The sequence below is a fragment of the Nitratireductor sp. ZSWI3 genome (assembly GCF_024655565.1).
GTDB lineage: Bacteria > Pseudomonadota > Alphaproteobacteria > Rhizobiales > Rhizobiaceae > Nitratireductor.
In genome coordinates this window covers 1-18,460 of record NZ_JANKOF010000097.1, presented here as the reverse complement: position 1 = coordinate 18,460, position 18,460 = coordinate 1, and the positions used below count along the sequence as shown (strand labels likewise).

The window sequence follows — 18,460 nt, the reverse complement described above, 5'->3', positions numbered from 1 at the left end:
CGGCGCCGATGCCGGCGCCGCCACCGGTGACGATGACGGTGGGGCTGTCTTTCATGGAGGGATCCGTCGTTGTTGGAGAAACACGGAGCCGGCGGGTTCGGACTTGCCGCACCCGCCGGCATTCGCTCAGTTCATGCCGAAGCTGTTCTCGTCGATCTTGGAATAGAGGTTGTCCTGCAGCACCTTGGCGAGCGCCTCTGCATCCGTGCGGTCGACGCCTTCGAGCAGGCCCTTCCACTTCTCCTGGAGTTTTTGGAACTCGGCGATGATGTCGCTCGGATCCTCGACGCCCCGGTCGGCCATGGATTTCTCCGCCAGTCCGTCGACGAACCCGCTTTGGAACTCGGCCAGCTTGCTCTTGAGATCGTCGGAAGGCTCGGCGATCTCCAGCCCGCGTTCCTTAGAACCTTCGAGGGCGGCATTGACGCCGACGTGATAGGCGACCTGCGCGCGGGCGTTGCCCTTGGCCATGTCGTCGAGGATCACGCGCCGCTCCTCGGGCTTCAGGCCCTGCCAGAAGGAGGGGTTGATCACGTAGTTGGCGCCGATGACCACGCCCATCGGCAGCAGGGTGACGGATTTGGCGACCTCCCAGAACTTGTTGCCCTTGTCGAGATTGGTCGGGTCCGACATGGTGCAGTCGATCGAGCCGCGGCTCAGACCGGAATAGACGTCGCCGATCGGCACCGAGACCGGCACGCCGCCGATCGCCTCGACCCAGGCGGTCTGCGCGCCGCCGGCGGTGCGGATCTTTCGGCCGCTTGCATCGGCGAGCTGGCGGATCGGTTTGACGCAGATGAAGTTATAGACCGGCGTCGAGTATCCGCCGGCGAAGATACCGCCGTTCTTCTTCCACTCGCCGATGATCTTTTCGTTGGTCATGCCCATTTCGGTATAGGCAAAGGCCGAGGCGATGTCGTCGTCGGAGACGAAGACGAGGTCGTTGAGCACGTTGTTGAGCGGCAGTTCGGACGGCGTGTAGCCGGGATAGACGATGCCGAGCGCGGCGACGCCGTCGCGGATCGCCTGCATCGTCGCTTTTGCGGGCACCAGCGAGCCGCCGGAATAAACCTCGAAGGTGACGGCGCCCTGGGTGTTGGCCTTCACGTCCTGCGAGAACTTCTGGTAAGTCTCCTCGTTGAGGATGTGGACCGGCGTCATCCAGTTGGTCGCCTGATAGACGTCGGCGGAGGCGGCCGATGCCCACAGACCGGCCGACAGCGCGGCCAAGGCAAGCAGTTTCTTCATTCTCTCTCTCCCAGTTTCGGCGTCTACCCCCGACGCCATCGTGTTGTGCGAACGGCCTTGCGCCTCAGTTCGCCATCAAAGCGGGCAGCCACAGGCTGATGGCCGGAAAGGCGATCAACAGGGCCAGGGTGATCAGATCGGCCAGGATGAACCATGAGACGCCGGCGAAGATTCGGCCGAGGGGAATGGTGTTTCCGAGGCTTGAGCGGATCACGTAGACATTCATGCCGACAGGCGGCGTAACGAGGCCGATTTCCAGAAGCTTGACGGTCAGGATGCCGAACCAGATGAGGTCGATTCCGAGGACGCCGAGCAGCGGAGCAAGCACCGGCAGCGTCAGGAGCATGATCGAGATGCTCTCGAGGAAGCAGCCGAGCACCAGATAGAGCGCGCCGATCATCACGATGACCCATGTGGCGCTGTAGCCTTCAAAGAAGCCGGTGACCCACACGGGTACGGTCGACAGTGCGATGAAGCGGGCGAAGAGGGCGGCTCCAACGACGATGACGAAGATCGCCGAGGTGCTGATCGCGGTGTCGATCAGCGCCGAGCGCATCACGTCAAGGTTCAGCTTGCGCCGCCCCGCCGCGATCACGCAGGCGAGGAACGCCCCGACCGCGCCCGCCTCGGTCGCCGTGAAGATACCGCTGAAGATGCCTCCCAGAACCCCCGCGATCAGCACGGGCAGGGGCCACACGTCCTTGACCAGTTCGATCTTCTGGCGACGTGAGTAGGTTTCCTGGAGGCGTGGGGCCATCCGCGGATCGATCATCGCGCGGATGGTGATCATCGCGATGAACATGCCGCCCGACAGCAGGCCCGGGATCAATCCGGCGATGAAGAGCGAGCTGATCGAGACGTCCATCATCAGGCCGAAGACGATGAGCAGCACGCTCGGCGGGATCAGCGAACCCAGCGTTCCGGCGGCGGCGACGGAGCCGGCGGCGAGCGAAGGGGCGTAACCGGCCTTGAGCATTTCGGGTATGGCGATGCGCGAGAACGCGGCGGCGGTGGCAACGCTCGAGCCGCTCGCCGAGGCAAAGAGCGCGCTGGATGCGACGGTCGCCGAGGCAAGGCCGCCCGGAACGCGGTTGAGGAACACCCGCGCCGCGCCGAACAGCCCGGTGGTGAGGCCGGCGCCCGAAGCGATGTATCCCATCAGAAGGAACATCGGCACCGCCGACAGGTTCCAGTCGCCGACGAGTTCGTAGGGGACGGCCTTGGCGATGCCGATGGCTGGCATGATGCCGAGCATCGCATAGATGCCGCCGATCGCCACGGCGCCCATGGCGACACCGATGGGGACGCGCACACCGATCAGGAGCAGCGTCAGGAAAATGCCGATGAAACCGATATCGAGACGATCCATGCCAGCGCCTCAGATCGGTTCGGTATGCTGCGGCCGGGTGTCGTCTTGCAGCGAGTAGCGGCCGGCGAGGATCAGGCCGAGGCGGATGACGAGGGCGAGACAGGAAAGGCCGAGACCGACGGGCAGCATGAATTTGGTCGGCCAGATCGTGACCTTCCAGGCGCCCTCGACGATCTCGCCGATCTGCCAGGCATAGACGGCCGGCGCCCAGGACAGCCAAGCGATGGTGCCGTAGAAGAGGAGCGACAGCAGCGTGCCGAGAGCCAGCATCAGATGCTTGGCGCGGTCGGACCCCATTTCATAGAAGAGCTCCACGACGATCGGGCCGTTCTTGAGTTCGAGCCAGGCGAGCGGCAGGAAAACGACGGAGATCATGTAATAGCTCGCCACCACCTCGGCCGTGCCGGGGATGGGCGCGTTGAAGGCATATTTGCCGATCACATCGGCTGTGACGTGGAGCATCATCAGCGCGAGCGCCAGCGCTGCCAGGGCGGCAAGGCATGCGCTGAGCTTGTTGACGGTTGCCTCGAGCATTATTGCATCCGATAGCCGCCGTTGACGTCGATGGTGGCGCCGGTGACATAACCGCCGTCGGGACCGGCGAGATACGCCACGGCGCCCGCGACATCCCCGGACGTGCCGATACGGTTGAGCGGAATGGACTTCGCGATCTCCCCATCGTCGGCCGGGTCGAGCGACAGGCGCAGCATCGGCGCGTCGATCAGGCCTGGGGCGACGGCATTCACCGTGACCCCGAGCGGCGCGGCTTCGCGCGCCGCTGCCTTCACCAGGCCGAGTATGGCGCTCTTGCTGGCGATATAGGCCGAGCTCGACCGATAGCCGCCGAGTTGGGCGGCAACCGACGAGAAGGCGATGAAGCGTGCATGATCGACCGGCGAGCGCGTCCGGTGCCGCAGATACTCGCGGACGAGCAGAAAGGTGCCGGTGCTGTTGACGCGCTGGGTGCGGTCCCACTCGTCGAGACCGGTCTCGATGATCGGCCGGCGCTGCCCGTTTTTGTCGAGGATCAGAAGTCCGGCGGCGGCAACCATGGCGTTGATGGGAGCAAATTCCGTTTCGACCTGGCGAAGGCGGTCGATCACCGCCTGCTCGTCACAGACATCGAGGGCCACGCCCGCATGGCCTGTGCCGGGCAGGCTCGCCGCGAGGTCTTTTGCGCGGCCCGCATCGACGTCGGATGCGATCACCGTGAAGCCGTCGCCGGCGAGCCGTGTCGCGATCGCACTGCCTATGCCGCCGGCCGCGCCGGTGACGAACGCCAAGAGCGCCATTGTTCTCCTCCCTTAGTCTCATTCACATGATTGGATACATTATTAGGGGTAGTCAAGATATTTAACCGAGAAATTTCCTGTTTTGGATAAATTATTCCGAAAAGGTGCTTGCCTGTTGTGCTGATCTCGGCCATCTTGCCGCCATGACAGAGACCGACTCGCCGCTTCCGAGCCCGCCTGACGTGACGAGCGCCGATGCCGCTGCCACGTCGATCCGGGAGATGATCCTCGAAGGCCATTTCATGCCGGGCGACCGCCTGCATCAGGACCATCTGGCCGAGACGCTCGGCGTTTCGCGCACGCCGCTGCGTACCGCCCTGGCGCGCCTCGCCCAGGACGGGCTGATCGACTACGAGCCCAACCGGGGCTACCGCATCCGCCGCTTCCTGGTCTCCGATATCCGGGAGGCGTTCACTGTGCGCGCAAACCTCGAGGGGCTCGCGTGCCGGCTTGCGGCCGAGGCCGGAATGAGCACCGGCGATCTCGATCGCTTGCAGGCGCTGGTGGCGGAGGGCGACGCGATTTTGTTCAAAGGCGCGTTGCCGATCGATCAACTGCCGGCCTATCGGCGGATGAATGTCGAGTTCCATGAGACTATCATAGCCGCTGCCGGAAACCGCTGGATCGGCCGCTTCGTGCATCAGTCGCACAACGTGCCGCTCGTGTCCGATCGGGTGATCCTGTGGGACGACTTCGGCGTCATCCATCGCTCGCACGACGATCACCGGCGCATCGCCGGGGCGCTCGCCGATCGTGACGGGGTGCGGGCGCAGAACCTCATGAACGAACATGTGACATATGCGGGGCAGCTTCTCGCCGACCGGCTGGAAGCCGATCCTTCCGCCACTCTTCGCCACGCGTTTCATGATAAGAAAGCCGACGACCGAACGCGCCCTTCAACCGGAGATCCTCGATGAGACTGTTCTTTTCCCCTGCCTCTCCCTACGTGCGCAAGGTCATGGTGACGGCCCATGAGAAAGGGGTCGCCGACCGGATCGAGCTGCTCGGCTCGGCGGCAAGTCCCGTCAAGCGGGACCAGACCATCGTTGCGAAGAACCCTTCCGGCAAGGTGCCGACAATGCTGCTCGACGACGGGAGCGCGCTGTTCGACAGCCGGGTGATCTGCGCCTATGTCGATGCGCAGGCCGCGGAGCCGCGACTGATGCCGTCCGACGCCGGGCGCTTCCGGGTGTTGACGCTCGAGGCCTTGGCCGATTCGATCCTGGATGCGGCCCTTCTGGCGCGCTACGAGACGGTGATGCGCCCGAAAGAGCTTTACTGGGCGGATTGGTATCGCGGGCAGATGGACAAGATCGACAGCGGCCTCGACGCGCTCGAGGCGGGCTGGATGGATCTGCTCACGGGACCCGTCAACGCCGGTTCGATCGCGGCCGCTTGCGCGCTCGGCTATCTCGATTTCCGGTTCCCGGACAAGGATTGGCGGACCGCGAGGCCCGGATTGGCCGAATGGTACGCAAGCTTTTCGCAACGCGAATCGATGCGCAGGACCATGCCGCAGGGTTAGAATTGCGCGCCGTGACGGCCGGTTGCGGCGGCGCGTTACACATCGTCATCGAAAGTGTCCCGTCGCCGCCGCGTCATACGGTTGCAAGATCGTTGTGCGGCGCGCGTCCCCTTGAACAAGCCGTCGGTCTCTGATTCTTTCGGGCCGTCGAGCCGGCCGGATGATTCGCTCCCGCTTCTCCTCCGGCTCCCCAAGAAGGACCAGGCCCAGTGACGGACAGCAAGAAGCCAGAGATTTCGGAGATGCGGCCGAAGATCACCATCATCGGTGTCGGCGGTGGCGGCGGCAACGCCGTCAACAACATGATCGCCCAGAACCTGCAGGGCGTCGATTTCGTCGTCGCAAACACGGATGCGCAGGCATTGACCATGTCGAAGGCCGAACGGCTCATCCAGCTCGGCGCGCACTCGACCGAGGGGCTGGGCGCCGGGTCGTTGCCGGAGATCGGCCAGGCCGCCGCCGAGGAGACGATAGACGAGATCATGGATCATCTGTCGGGCACGCATATGTGCTTCGTCACCGCCGGCATGGGCGGCGGCACGGGCACGGGGGCGGCGCCGGTGATCGCCGCGGCGGCCCGCAACGCAGGCATTCTCACGGTTGCCGTCGTGACCAAGCCTTTCACCTTCGAGGGCAACCGACGCATGACGATCGCCGAGCGCGGCATCGAACTGCTGCGCGAGAGCGCCGACACGGTCATCGTCATCCCGAACCAGAACCTGTTCCGCATCGCCGATGCCAAGACCACCTTTGCCGATGCCTTCAAGCTGGCCGACAAGGTGCTCTACTCCGGTGTCGGTTGCATCACCGACCTGATTGTCAAGGAAGGCCTGATCAACCTGGATTTCGCCGACGTGCGCTCGGTCATGCGCGACATGGGACGCGCCATGATGGGCACCGGCGAGGCTTCCGGTGATGGCCGTGCGATGAAGGCGGCCGAGGCGGCCATCGCCAATCCGCTGCTCGACGAGGCGAATATGAGGGGCGCGCGCGGCGTTCTCGTGTCGATCTCCGGCGGTCGCGACATGACGTTGTTCGAGGTCGACGAAGCGGCCACGCGCATCCGCGAAGAGGTGGGGGACGATGCCGAGATCATCGTCGGCGCCATCTTCGACAACAGCCTCGAAGGGGTTTTCCGCGTCTCCGTCGTCGCGGCCGGCCTTGCCGGGCCACAGCCGGGCGAGCAGCCGAGCGCAGGAGATTTCCGCGTCCAGACCGTGCATTGAGCGGCTTCATCGGCCGCTCCGTTGCGGTCAGGTTCCAGCGGCGGCGAAGCCCGACAGGAACGATGTCAGATTGTCGGACAGCGCATCGCAGAGATAGCCGCCTTCCTGCACGATGACGCTCGGCAGGCCGAGGCCGGCGATGGCTTCGGCCATGCGCGCGAAGCCCGGCGTCGAGACCGACAGCCCACCGAACGGATCGCCCTCGAAGGCATCGAGGCCGAGCGCCACGACAAGGGCGTCCGGCGCGTAGGCACGGATGCGGCGAAAGGCGGCCTCGAGGGCTTCCATGAAGGCCTCGTCGCCGGATTTTCGCGGCAGCGGCAGATTGAGGTTGCAGCCGAGGCCCGCCCCTTCGCCGCGCTCGTCGGCATGGCCCCAGAAGAAGGGATAGAAGCGCACCGGATCGGCGTGGATCGAGACGGTCAGCACGTCGGGCCGCGCGTAGAAGATGCCCTGCGTTCCGTTGCCGTGATGCAGGTCCACATCGAGGATCGCCACGCGTTTGGCATCGGCGCGCAGGCGCTGGGCGGCGACGGCCGAGTTGTTGATGAAGCAGAAGCCGCCGGCCACATCGGCGAAGGCATGATGGCCGGGCGGGCGGCACAATGCATAGGCGGCCGGCGCGCCAGAAAGAACGTTCTCCGTCGCCTCCACCGCGCTCCAGGCGCTCCAGCAGGCGCTTTCGAAGGTCTCCGCCGAGATGGGGCAGGCCGTGTCGGCCATGTGGTAGCCGGCCTGGCCCACCGCCGAGGCCGGATAGCTGCCGTGGCGGGCAAGCGGGTGGATGTTGGGGATGACCTCCTGGGAGGCTTCCGGGATGCGCTGCCAGCGCACGTAGATATGCTCGAGGAAGGCCAGATATTCGGGCGTGTGGACGGCGGCGATCGGCCCCAGCCCGAAGGAGCGCGGCCGCTCCACCGCGCAGCCTGCCGCCCGCGCGCCGGCAAGCAGCCGCTCGACCCGCTCCGGCTGCTCCGGATTGGGCTTGGGCGCGCCGCTCGACAGGAAGGCTTTCGGATCGTGGAGCTTTTGCTCGTCGGCGTAGAAGGCTTTCATCATCGCACCTGTTTTTCGGATATCGTCGCGCCCGCTTGGGCTAGGGACCGAAACGCGGCCCCATAGGCGGCATGGGAGCGATCGGCCCTGAGCCACCCGATGCCGAGTTTTTCGTAAAAGGCATGCGCGGTCTCGTTGCCGGCATCGACCGCCAGCCGCAGATAGGCACCGCCGCGCTTCCCTGACCAGGCCGCCGTCGCGCACAGCAGCCGCTCGCCGATGCCGCGGCGTCGAAAGCGCGGGTCGACGTAAAGGTCCTGCACATAGACGCCCGGCTTGCCGAGCCAGGTGGAAAACATCGGAAAGAACAGGCTGAGCCCGGCAAACGCATCGCCGGTCTCAGCGATCAGGCAGGTGAAGGCGGGCTCGTCGCCGAAGCCGAAGCGGCGGAAATCCTCCACCGTGCCGATGACCTTGTCCGTTTCCCCGAGATGCGCGGCCAGGTCGAGGATCGCCGCATGGATCGTCGAAGCGTCCTCCGGCCGAGCCAGCCGGATGAGAAGCTCGTGATGAGAAATGTTTTTCGGCTGCATGGGCCACTCACCAAGACCGGTTCATCGTTTCATGGAAACGTTGTCCCGATCTATCCCTTTGTTTTTTCGCATTTATGCGGTCATCAGGTGATTCCGCCTGACTGCAAAATGCTCTAGAACGCGACGCGATCGCCGCCCTTGAGGCCGAGAGCCTGGCGCGCTTCGGCCGGTGTGGCAACCTCCAGCGACAGCGCGTCGAGCACCGTGCGAATGCGCCGCACCTGGTCTGCATTGGAGCGGGCGAGTTCCCCGCGCCCGTTGTAAAGGCTGTCCTCCAGACCGACCCGGACATTGCCGCCCATCGACGCCGCCATGGCGATCATCGGCATCTGGTGGCGGCCGGCGGCAAGCACGGAGAAGCTGTAGCTGTCGCCGAACAGTTTGTCGGCGATGCGCTTCATGTGCGTCAGGTTCTCGGGATCGGGGCCGATGCCGCCCAGGACACCGAAGACGAACTGGATGAAGAGGTTGCCGGAGACCAGGCCGCGGTCGCGGAAATGGGCTAGGGAATAGAGATGGCCGACGTCATAGCACTCGAATTCGAAGCGCGTGCCGCACCCCTGGCCGAGGCGTGTCAGGATGCTTTCCATGTCGGCGAAGGTGTTCTGGAAGATGGAGCTGCGCGTCGCTTCCAGAAGCTGCGGCTCCCACTCGTGCTGCCAGTCCGTCTGCCTGTCCAGCGCCGGGAACAGGCCGAAATTCATCGATCCCATGTTGAGCGAGCACATTTCCGGCTCGGCCCGCAGCGCCGCCGCCAGCCGATCCTCCAGCGTCATCAGGGAAGAGCCGCCGGTGGAGATGTTCACCACCGCGTCGGTCGCCTGCTTGATGCGCGGCAGGAACCGCATGAAGATGTCGGGATCGGCGCTGGGACGCCCATCCTCCGGATCACGCGCATGCAGATGCAGGATCGACGCGCCGGCTTCGGCGGCGGCGATCGCCTCGGCGGCGATCTGGTCCGGCGTGACCGGCAGATAGGGCGACATGGACGGCGTGTGCACCGAGCCGGTGACGGCACAGGTGACGATGACTTTTCCGCGCGGCTTACCTGCGCGCGGCGCTTCGTTCTTGTCGGTCATTGTCTTGCCTTCAGCGGTTGACGGGGAGATCGAGTTCGGCGGCAAGCGCCTCGAGCGTATCGCCCAGGATCGCGACGATCTCGCCGATCTCCCCGGGGGTGACGATCATCGGCGGGCAGACGAGGAAATGATCGCCCTCGACGCCGCCGCGCGTGCGCCGCGAATAGATGATCAGGCCGCGCTCATAGGCCATGTCGATCATGCGCTGGTGGGCGTTCAGTTCCCTGGGCAACGGCGTCATGGTTTCGGTGTCGGCGACGAATTCGGCGGCGAGCAGCAGGCCCCTGCCGCGCACGTCACCGATGAAAGAAAAGCGCTTCGACAACGCCCACAACGCATCCTTCAACAGATCGCCCATCGCCGCCGCGTTCTCGACGAGGTCCAGTCGGTCGATCTCCTGCAGCACCGCCACGCCGGCCGCGCAGGCGAGCGGGTTGCCGGCATAGGTGTAGCCGTGCTGGAAGCCGCCCGCGTCGAGCACCGGCTGGACGATCCGTGCGGGCGCGGCCATGGCGCCGAGCGGGCAATAGCCGGAGGCGAAGCCCTTCGACAGTGCGATCAGGTCCGGACGGCAGTTCCAGTGATCGCCGCCGAGGAACTTTCCGGTGCGTCCGGCGCCGCTCATCACCTCGTCATGGATCAAGAGGATGCCGTAGCGGTCGCATATCTCGCGGATGCGCGGGTAGTAGCTGTCGGGCGCCACCAGCGCGCCGGTCGAGGCGCCGCCGACCGGCTCCATGATGAAGGCGAGAACGCTGTCCGGCCCTTCCTCCAGGATCTTCTCCTCCAGGAGGTCGGCATATTTGATGCCGCGCTCTTCCATCGACAGGTTGTCGCGGTCGAGATAGGCGGTCGGCGCCGGGATCCTGGGCATCTCCCGCATCATCGGCGCGAAAGGCTCGGTCAGCGCCGCATAGCCGGTCACGGCAAGCGCGCCGAGCGTGCCGCCGTGATAGGACGGAAAGCGAGAGATCACCTTCCAGCGGCTCTTCTGGCCGGTGGCGACGGCCCATTGGCGGGCGAGCTTGAGACAGGATTCGACGGCTTCCGAGCCACCGGAGACGAAGAAGATCTTGTCCATGCCCTCGGGCATGCGTTCGGCCGCCATGCGGGCCAGCTCCTCCGCCGGCTCGTTTTCGAAATGAAGCCGATAGGCGAAGGTGACGCGGTCCATCTGCCGCTTCATGGCCTCGAGCACGTTGCGGTTGCCGTGCCCGATATTGACCACCATGGCACCGCTGGAGCCGTCGATGACGCGGCGCCCGTGCTCGTCCCACAGATAGATGCCCTCGGCTCGATCGACCAGCGGCCGGCGCAGGCGCGACTGGTAGAAGAGATGGGACGGCGGCCTTACGGAAGAAGATGATTTGAGCATGGAGCGTCTCTGTCAGCGGGTGAGATAGCGGTCGAGAACGTTGGCGGTGACGCGTTCGACCATCGCGTCGCCGCGCTTCAGGGCGGCGACCCATTCGCAGCTTCCGGCGTGGAACACCTCGCCCTTGCCGCGCGGGAAGTTCACGATCATGCCGCAGCCGCGCTTGATGGCGTCGACGGCCTCTTCGCCGTCGTTGCCGATCAGCGTGCCGGCCACGAATTTCGCATCGGCGTCGGAGAGGAACTGATCGTCGGCCGGAATGTCGGCGCTCTCCTCCTTCAGCGACGACACGCCGAGCGCCAGGATCTCCAGCCCCTCGGGAGCGCCGGCGCCTTCCGCCGGCTCCGGCAGGCCGCCACGGATGACGTAGTCGAGCCCGTCGACCTCATAGCCGAAGGCATGGCCGTCGGCGCCCAGGAGGTCGCCATAGTAGACGCCCGTGCCGGAGAACGCCCAGTGCTCCGGCCGATAGACCGGGAAGCCGCGCACGCCGCGCGGCGCGCAGCCGCCCCAGCCGACATAAAGGCCGCGCAGGGCGTTGAGGCCGAAAGTCTGCGCCGCCGGGCGGCTGGTTTCGCGCGCCTCCCAGCAACCGGATGTGCGGCGCGGGTCGGCGGACCGGTAGACGGGGTCTTCGGCGCGGGCGCGGTATTTGTAGCAGACCTGCTTCCTGCCCTCGTCCTCGAGCCGGGTCTGCCACATGAAGTTGCCGGCAAAGCGTGCCGCCCGGCCGCCGCGCTCCACATAACCGTCGACCGCGTCGCGCATCTCCCAGCTCCAGTATTCGTCATGGCCGACGAAGACGACGCAATCGTAGCCGTCGAGGATTTCCGGCGTGAAGTGCAACTCGTGCTGGCTGGCGAGATCGACGGCATAGCCGGATCGCTCGGCCCAGCGGAAGAACAGGCTGTCGTAGCTCGCCCAGCCGGAGGAGGCGTATTTCTTGGAATAGCCGTTGGCATAGGCCCATTCCATATGCGGGTAGCGCGGCGCAGCGGCCGGCGGCGTGACGATCTCGAGCGGCACCCGCGGCGCCTCGTGCGGCAGGACCACGAAGCCGCGGCAGAAGGGCCGCTCGATGCTGACCCTTGGAGCGTATTGATTGCGCTTCGGCCCGGTGATGCCCTGATAGTGGTTGGAGCCGCCCCAGGTGTTGTAGGCGGTCCAGGTTCCGGTCGCCGCCACCTGCAGGATGCGGCCGGGCTTGGCGCCGGGGGCAGGGCGCACGATGAAGAGGTGATGGCAGCGGATCGGCCTGCCGTCGCGCCCCTGCGCCGTCAGCGTGATGCGATAGGCGCCCGAGGGCCAGTCCTCGGCGATGCGGAACTCGCAGGAGGCTTGCCACCCGCAGCCCGACACCGAGCATTGATCGGGCGTATCCTGCCAGGCGGCTGAAAGCCCCTCGCGCGTCAAGACAGCCGTCTCGGCCGCGCCGTCGCGCAAGATGTCGAGCCGATATGTGGGCGCGGTGGAGCTGACATGCAGCCGCACGGTGGCGCCGGGGGGATAAGCATAGGCGTCGGTGTAGCACCAGATCTCGCCGCGCCCGCCATCCATGCCCGGATATTCGTAATAATGGCCGAGCACCGCCGTGCGACGCTCTTCCAGCGTCAGGCCGAAATCGGGAAAGTCGTTGCCAATCGTGTGCATCGGATGTCAGGCAGCCAGATATTTCTTGAGGAAGGATCGGGTGCGCTCCTGTCTGGGTGCGCTGAAGATCTCGCCGGGCGGACCTTCCTCCACGACGACACCGCCATCCATGAACAGCACCCGGTCGGCGACCTCGCCGGCGAAGCGCATCTCGTGGGTGACGATGAGCATCGTCATATGCTCGGCGGCGAGCTGCTTCATCACCATATTGACCTCGTCGACGAGCTCCGGATCGAGGGCCGAGGTGGCTTCGTCGAACAGCATCACCTTCGGCTGCATGGCGAGTGCGCGGGCGATCGCCACACGCTGCTTCTGGCCGCCGGAAAGCCGGGAAGGGAAGGCGTCGATCTTGTCGGCCAGGCCGACCTTGGAAAGCAACTCGTGCGCCAGCTCGCGCGCCGCCTCCTTGCGCATGCCCTTCAGGATGACGGGACCCAGGGTGATGTTGTCGAGCACGGACAGATGCGGGAACAGGTTGAAGTGCTGGAACACCATGCCCATCTGCTGGCGCACCGCGTTGATGTGACGTTCGAAGGCGCGTCCGGTGAGCGGCTGGTTGACTTGCACGCCGTCGAGCCACACCTCGCCGCCGTTCAGCGTCTCCAGATGGTTGATCGAGCGCAGCAGCGTGCTCTTGCCCGAGCCGCTGGGACCGATGATGGCGACGATCTGACCGCGATCGACCGCAAGGTCGATGCCCTTGAGCACCGCGAAGGAGCCGTAGGATTTGCGGGCGTCCTTGACCTTGATCATGGGATTACGGGTGCTCATCGCGACACCTCCACTTTCTTTTCGATGCGGCGCAGTCCCTCCTCGAGAACGAGGTTGAGCAGGTAGTAGAGCGCGGCGGCGGTGATGTAGAACTCGAACGGGCGGAATGTCTCGCTGATGGCGAGCTGGGCGGCGTGCACCAGTTCGGCGATGCCGATGACCGAGACCAGCGAGGATTCCTTCAAAAGCGCGATCATGTTGCTGCCGATGGGCGGCGCGGTGTTGCGCACCGCCTGCGGCACGACGACGTAGCGCAGCGTCTGCCAGCGGCCGAAGCCGATGCTGCGGGCGCCTTCGCTCTGGCCGGGGTCGACCGCGACGATGCCGGCACGCAGGACATCGGCGTTATAGACGGCGAAATGCAGGCCGAGGCCGAGGATGCCGGCTCCGAGCGCCGGGATGTCGAGGCCGATCTGCACGAGGCCGAAATAGATGAGGAAGAGCTGCAGCAGCAGCGGCGTGCCCATGAACAGCCACATGAACAGGCGCACCGGATAGGCGACCACGGCGGGCGCATAGAGCACCGCGATGGCGAACAGTATGCCGGCGAAGAAGCTGAGCACTGCGGACGAGGTCGTCAGGACGACGGTCCACCAGACACCCTTCAGCAGGAGATCGGTGTAGGGAAGGACGGTGCTGAAATCCAGGCCTTGCAAATGTCCCTCCCTCAGACCTGGGCATAGCGCCGGTCGAGCATGTCGACGGTGCGCGCCACGGCGTAGACGATGATCATGTAGAGAAGGGCGGCGACGCCGAAGATCTCGAAGGGCTTGTAGGTGGACCCGATGAAGCGCTGCGCGGTGTATGTGAGCTCGACCACCGAGATGGTCGAGACGAGCGCCGAGCCCTTGACCAGCGCCACCGTGTTGACGCCGAGCGGGCGGATCATGAGCCGCGCCGCCTGCGGCAGCACCACGAGGCGCATGGTCTGTGCGCGGCCGAACCCGATGGTGCGCGCCGCCTCGGTCTGTCCCTTGTCGACGGCCAGGATCGCACCGCGGATGGATTCGGCCATATAGGCGCCGATGTTGGCGCCGAGCCCGATCACGCCGGCGGCGAAGGGCTCGAGATTGATGCCGATCTGCGGACCGCCGAAATACAGGACGAAGAGTTGGATCAGGCAGGGCGTGCCGCGAAACAGGCTGACATAGGCGGTGCCGACGGCCCGCAGCACCCACGAGCGCGACAGCTTCGCCGCCGCTGCCAGCGCCGCCATGGCAAGCCCGAGGATGAGCGCCAGGGCCGAGATCTGGATCGTGACGAGGGCGGCTTCCACGAAGAACGGGAAGACGCGCTGCATCAGGGAGAAGTCCATGCGATGGCTCCGGATGCGGGGCGGGAGGGTCCGGCGCGCCGCAACGCGCCGGATGCAGGGGCGATGGCGATCAGCGGATGTCGCTGCCGACCCACTCCATCGAGATCTTCTCGTAGGCACCGTCCTTCATCATCGCCTCGAGCGCTTCCTGCATGGCCGCCTTGAGCTCGGGATTGTTCTTGCGGATGGCGATGCCGATGGCGACGCTGCCGCCCTCGATGCCGGGCGTGTCGAGCATGCGGATCTTGTCGCCGGTTTCCTTGACGGCGACGCGGACCGGGATGTTGTCGACCACGATGGCGTCGACACGGCCCGCCTTCAATTCCAGGAGCAGTTCCGGCAGCCCCTTGTAGGTGCGGATGTCCCAGCCGCCCTGTTCTCGGGCCCATTTCTCGTGCGTCTCTCCAAGCGTCACGCCCAGCGTCTTGCCCTTCAGGTCCTCGAGGGACTGGACGCTCGATCCCTCCATCACGAAGACGCCGCGGCCGGCATGATAGTAGGGTCCGACGAAGTCGACGACCTTTTCGCGTTCCGGCGTGATGGTCATGGAGCCGACGATGGTGTCGTACTTGCCGGCCAGGAGGCCTGCGATGATCCCGTCCCAGGCGGTGGTGACGATCTTGCCCTCGACGCCGAGGCGCTCGGCGACGCCCTTGCCGATGGAGGCGTCGAAGCCGACCACCTCGTTGCGGTCGTTGACGAAGTTGAAGGGCGGGTACTGGCCGGACATGGCGATCTTCATCTCGCCGGCTTCCTTGACCTTCGCAAGGTCGTCGGCGCCGGCGGGCAGCGCGGCGAAGGCGGTGGCAAGGCCGATCGAGACGGCCATCAAGCGGGAAATCAGCCTGGTCATGAAAGGTCTCCGTTCCTCTGGATGATGCTTGGTTGTTTTTGCATTCTTGTCGGCGGGCATGATTGCTTTTGGTGAAGCATTGCGCAAATAGATAATGGGAATGGATTTCATAGATTTAGAGAATGATGGAAAAGCGCGCTGAAAGGCTTGTCTGGGAGCTCGACTGGAACCTCCTGCGCACCTTCGTGGTGATCGCCGAGGTCAAGAGCATCACCCGCGCCGCCGAACGGCTGAACCTGAAGCAGCCGACGGTGAGCAACGCACTGAAGCGGCTGGAGGACCGGGTCGGACGGCGGCTGGTGGAGCGCGATGCCACCCGCTTCGAGCTGACCGAGGTCGGCCGCCTGCTCTACGAGCAGGGGATCGAGGTCTTCGGCACGATCTCGCAATTGCCGCTGCTGGTCCGCGGCGTCAGCGACGACGTCACCGGGCATGTCACGGTGGCGCTCGCCAGCCACGTGGTCTCGCCGCTGTTCGACCGGGCGCTGAGCGAATTCCACGCGGCCTATCCGCGTGCCAGCCTCACGCTTCAGGTGGCGCCGAGTGTCGAGGTTGCCAAGCAGGTGCGCGAGCGGCGCGTCTCCTTCGGCGTCTGTCTCGTCAGCCAGCGCGACCCGGCGCTGGACTACACGATGGTCTATCGCGAGTTCTTCGGCTTCTTCTGCGGGCCCAAGCACCGGCTCTACGGCCGCAAGGGTCTGGATCTTGCCGATCTGAAGGGGGAATCGTCGGTGTCGTTCCAGACGGACCACATCTCCGACGCCCTGCGGCCGGTGGCCCTCTTGCGCAGCGAGGCGAAGCTCGACGCCAGCGTGGTGGGCGTCTCCTCGAGCCTGGAGGAGGTGCGGCGCATGATCCTGGCGGGGCTCGGCATCGGCCCGCTACCCTTGCACGTGGCGCGCCGGGACGTCGCGGACGGGCTGTTGTGGCGATTGCCGCCCTATGACGATCCGCCGCGCATCGACATCTACATGCTGACCAATCCCGAAAAGGCGCTCAACCGGGCCGAAAAGGCGCTGATCGCGGGCCTGCAGAAACTGATCGCCGATACGCCGCTGGACGAGCGGGTCTACGACCGATGAAGCCGTCAGGTCGCTTCGGACAGGAAGGCTTCGGCGCGCGCCCGCATCGCCGGATCGAACTGCACGGATCGTCGCGCCGTCAGGTCGAAGCGCACGGAGGTCGTCTTGTTGACCGCATGCACGATGCCATCGAGGCTGCCGCTCATGACCTGCTCGAAGGTGACGGAGGAGCGGCCGACACGCAGCACATGCGAGCGGATCGTCAGCAATGCGCCGGCCTCCGTCTCGTGCCTGTATTCCGTCTGCGCGTTGACGTCCGCCCAGCCCACGCTCTTGTCCTTGAGCGCATCCGGCCCGGCAATGTGGCCGAGAAGCTGGAAGCTCGCATCGTCGAACATCGCCGCATAATGGCGCACGTTGAGATGGCCCATCGTGTCGCACATCCAGGGATGCACCACGCCGACAAAGGCCACGAGAGGAGATGAAGTCACAAGCCCACCTTCGGTCTTTTGCCCGACACTATAGCACTTTGCAGCCAGGTGGAATCACCTGAGGTCCGCGTCCGGGAGGACGCACGGGCTTTAGCATATCGGACCAAAAGCTCGAGGTGCGGATAGGGCAGGCTACAGCGCCGTGCGTCCGTTTGGACGCACAAAGGACGCTGTAAGTCTTTGAATCTGCGCATAGTGCTTTCCGAAAATCGATTCCGATTTTCGGTCGATGCGCTAAGTGCGGGTTTCCGGAACGGTTCTCGGCGACCGAGAGGAGGCGGCGAATTTCTTCGCCCCGACGACGCAGGCGACGACGGCGCTGGTCACCGCCAGCATGCCGGGCGTCACCGGTTCGCGCAACAAGAGGGCAGCGAGCGTCAGCCCGAAGAACGGCTGAAGCAACTGCAACTGTCCGACGGCCACCGTGCCGCCCAGGGCAAGGCCGCGATACCAGAACACGAAGCCGACGAGCATGCTGAAAACGGAGACATAACCGAGCCCGAGCCATGCCGGCGTTCCAAGGCCGGCGAAGCTTGCGGGCATGCTCGCCAGGGCGAGGGGCAGCATCACCGGCAGCGACAGGACGAGCGCCCAGGAGATGACCTGCCACCCTCCGATCCTGCGGGAAAGCGAAGCGCCTTCCGCATAGCCGAGGCCGCAAACGACGATCGCGCCGAGCATCAGCAGATCGCCCTTCGGCGAGGCGCTCATCCCTTGTGTTGCCGCAAACCCCACCACCAGCGCGCTGCCGAGAACCGAAAACGCCCAGAAGGCGGGCCGCGGTCGCTCGCCGCCCCGCAACACGCCGAAGATAGCGGTCATCAGCGGCAGCAGCCCGATGAAGACGATGGAATGGGCGGAGGTGACGTGTTCCAGAGCCAGGGCCGTCAGCAGCGGGAAGCCGACGACGACGCCCAGCGCGACCACGGCCAGTGCGGCGAGATCTTCTCGCTTCGGCGCCCGCTGGCGAAAGGCGGACAGCAGGCAGGCCGCCAGGAGACCGGCGATCGAGGCCCGCGCCACGGTCAGGAAAAGCGGGTCGAATCCCTGCACCGCAACCCGCGTCGCCGGAAGCGACCCGCTGAAGATGATCACGCCGAGAAGCCCGTTCACCCAGCCGCTCATCGTCTTGTTCATGCCATGCTCCTTTCCTTTCGATGTGCGACGAACGGGAGTGGCTTTGCCAGAGACGGTGCGGTACAGTTTGAAAGAACTGTAATGGTATCCGGAGCAATACAGATGGCTGTCGAGCCGGTAAACGCAGGCGGCGAAACGCTTCTTGACGGCGTCATGGCGACGATCCGGGCACGCATTGCCAACCGCAGCCTGACCCCGGGCACGAAACTGCCGTCGATCCGCAACTGCGCGCGGGCGATGCGGGTTTCGAAATCGACCGTCGTCCAGGCGTACGACCGGTTGGCGGCCGAGGGAGTGATCCGCTCCAGGCCCGGCTCCGGCTTCTTCGTCACCGCGCCGCTGGCGCCTCTGTCGCTTGCCGAGATCGGCCCGGCGCTCGACCGCGAGGTCGATCCGCTGTGGATCTCGCGGCAGGCGCTCGGCGCTGCCCCAGGGGTGCCGATGCCCGGCTGCGGCTGGCTGCCGCCCTCCTGGATGCCGGTCGACGGCATGCGCCGCGCCCTGCGCGCCGCGGCGCG

The 18,460-nt window shown here is 65.5% G+C and carries 20 protein-coding genes; 5 read left to right on the top strand and 15 right to left on the bottom strand.

The features are described 5' to 3' along the window. Positions 1-126 precede the first annotated feature (126 nt). From NUU27_RS21310 to NUU27_RS21295, 4 genes are all read right to left on the bottom strand, one after another. Positions 127-1,248 (bottom strand): C4-dicarboxylate TRAP transporter substrate-binding protein, encoded by a 1,122-nt coding sequence (locus NUU27_RS21310; protein WP_257764280.1) that lies wholly within the window; start codon positions 1,246-1,248, stop codon positions 127-129. A 64-nt stretch (positions 1,249-1,312) separates the two neighbouring features. Beyond that, positions 1,313-2,617: a TRAP transporter large permease gene (locus tag NUU27_RS21305; protein WP_257764279.1), complete on the bottom strand. Its 1,305-nt coding sequence runs from the start codon at positions 2,615-2,617 to the stop codon at positions 1,313-1,315. A 9-nt stretch (positions 2,618-2,626) separates the two neighbouring features. Continuing rightward, positions 2,627-3,151 carry a TRAP transporter small permease subunit gene (locus NUU27_RS21300; RefSeq protein ID WP_257764278.1) on the bottom strand — a complete coding sequence of 175 codons (525 nt, stop codon included), beginning with the start codon at positions 3,149-3,151 and terminating at the stop codon, positions 2,627-2,629. Next, a complete protein-coding gene (locus NUU27_RS21295) occupies positions 3,151-3,909 on the bottom strand; it encodes an SDR family NAD(P)-dependent oxidoreductase (RefSeq protein ID WP_257764276.1) in 759 nt (252 codons plus the stop codon). Before NUU27_RS21295 ends, NUU27_RS21300 begins: the two co-directional genes overlap by 1 nt. Before the next feature lie 143 nt (positions 3,910-4,052). On the opposite strand from NUU27_RS21295, the gene NUU27_RS21290 reads away from it, so the two are divergent. The 3 genes from NUU27_RS21290 (at position 4,053) to ftsZ (ending at position 6,660) form a co-directional block, all read left to right on the top strand. Then, positions 4,053-4,826: a GntR family transcriptional regulator gene (locus tag NUU27_RS21290; protein ID WP_257764275.1), complete on the top strand. Its 774-nt coding sequence runs from the start codon at positions 4,053-4,055 to the stop codon at positions 4,824-4,826. Further along, positions 4,823-5,434 carry a glutathione S-transferase gene (locus tag NUU27_RS21285; RefSeq protein ID WP_257764274.1) on the top strand — a complete coding sequence of 204 codons (612 nt, stop codon included), beginning with the start codon at positions 4,823-4,825 and terminating at the stop codon, positions 5,432-5,434. The genes NUU27_RS21290 and NUU27_RS21285 overlap by 4 nt, the downstream gene beginning before the upstream one ends. A gap of 209 nt (positions 5,435-5,643) precedes the next feature. After that, positions 5,644-6,660, top strand: a complete 1,017-nt coding sequence (gene ftsZ, locus NUU27_RS21280) for a cell division protein FtsZ (protein ID WP_257764272.1) — start codon at positions 5,644-5,646, stop codon at positions 6,658-6,660. A 27-nt stretch (positions 6,661-6,687) separates the two neighbouring features. On the opposite strand, the gene NUU27_RS21275 is transcribed toward ftsZ, so the two are convergent. The 9 genes from NUU27_RS21275 to NUU27_RS21235 all read right to left on the bottom strand — a co-directional run bounded on the left by NUU27_RS21275 (position 6,688) and on the right by NUU27_RS21235 (position 15,292). Next, positions 6,688-7,716: a histone deacetylase family protein gene (locus NUU27_RS21275; protein ID WP_257764271.1), complete on the bottom strand. Its 1,029-nt coding sequence runs from the start codon at positions 7,714-7,716 to the stop codon at positions 6,688-6,690. Further along, positions 7,716-8,249, bottom strand: coding sequence for a GNAT family N-acetyltransferase (locus tag NUU27_RS21270; protein ID WP_257764270.1), 534 nt, complete (start codon positions 8,247-8,249; stop codon positions 7,716-7,718). Before NUU27_RS21270 ends, NUU27_RS21275 begins: the two co-directional genes overlap by 1 nt. 113 nt (positions 8,250-8,362) lie before the next feature. Then, positions 8,363-9,328, bottom strand: a complete 966-nt coding sequence (locus NUU27_RS21265) for a 3-keto-5-aminohexanoate cleavage protein (protein WP_257764269.1) — start codon at positions 9,326-9,328, stop codon at positions 8,363-8,365. A 10-nt stretch (positions 9,329-9,338) separates the two neighbouring features. Continuing rightward, the gene (locus tag NUU27_RS21260) at positions 9,339-10,703 is read right to left on the bottom strand and encodes an aspartate aminotransferase family protein (protein WP_257764267.1); all 1,365 of its coding nucleotides are present in this window, start codon (positions 10,701-10,703) and stop codon (positions 9,339-9,341) included. Between the two features lie 12 nt (positions 10,704-10,715). After that, positions 10,716-12,353, bottom strand: a complete 1,638-nt coding sequence (locus NUU27_RS21255; RefSeq protein ID WP_257764266.1) for a ThuA domain-containing protein — start codon at positions 12,351-12,353, stop codon at positions 10,716-10,718. A gap of 6 nt (positions 12,354-12,359) precedes the next feature. Further along, on the bottom strand, positions 12,360-13,124 hold the full coding sequence (locus tag NUU27_RS21250; RefSeq protein WP_308219989.1) for an amino acid ABC transporter ATP-binding protein: 765 nt from the start codon (positions 13,122-13,124) through the stop codon (positions 12,360-12,362). Next, entirely contained in the window at positions 13,121-13,780 is a 660-nt protein-coding gene (locus NUU27_RS21245; RefSeq protein WP_257764264.1) for an amino acid ABC transporter permease, read from the bottom strand. The genes NUU27_RS21250 and NUU27_RS21245 overlap by 4 nt, the downstream gene beginning before the upstream one ends. An 11-nt stretch (positions 13,781-13,791) precedes the next feature. Continuing rightward, positions 13,792-14,439, bottom strand: coding sequence for an amino acid ABC transporter permease (locus NUU27_RS21240; protein WP_257764263.1), 648 nt, complete (start codon positions 14,437-14,439; stop codon positions 13,792-13,794). Between the two features lie 70 nt (positions 14,440-14,509). Further along, entirely contained in the window at positions 14,510-15,292 is a 783-nt protein-coding gene (locus NUU27_RS21235) for an ABC transporter substrate-binding protein (RefSeq protein ID WP_257764261.1), read from the bottom strand. A 122-nt stretch (positions 15,293-15,414) separates the two neighbouring features. Here NUU27_RS21235 and NUU27_RS21230 point away from each other — a divergent pair, with 122 nt between their 5' ends. Further along, positions 15,415-16,374, top strand: a complete 960-nt coding sequence (locus NUU27_RS21230) for a LysR family transcriptional regulator (protein ID WP_257764260.1) — start codon at positions 15,415-15,417, stop codon at positions 16,372-16,374. A 5-nt stretch (positions 16,375-16,379) separates the two neighbouring features. Here NUU27_RS21230 and NUU27_RS21225 read toward each other — a convergent pair whose 3' ends face one another. Next, positions 16,380-16,805, bottom strand: a complete 426-nt coding sequence (locus NUU27_RS21225) for an acyl-CoA thioesterase (protein WP_308219988.1) — start codon at positions 16,803-16,805, stop codon at positions 16,380-16,382. A gap of 234 nt (positions 16,806-17,039) precedes the next feature. Beyond that, positions 17,040-17,942 carry a DMT family transporter gene (locus NUU27_RS21220; RefSeq protein WP_257764259.1) on the bottom strand — a complete coding sequence of 301 codons (903 nt, stop codon included), beginning with the start codon at positions 17,940-17,942 and terminating at the stop codon, positions 17,040-17,042. 102 nt (positions 17,943-18,044) lie between these two features. Here NUU27_RS21220 and NUU27_RS21215 point away from each other — a divergent pair. After that, a partial coding sequence (locus tag NUU27_RS21215; protein ID WP_257764258.1) for a GntR family transcriptional regulator occupies positions 18,045-18,460 on the top strand: 416 nt, incomplete at its 3' end.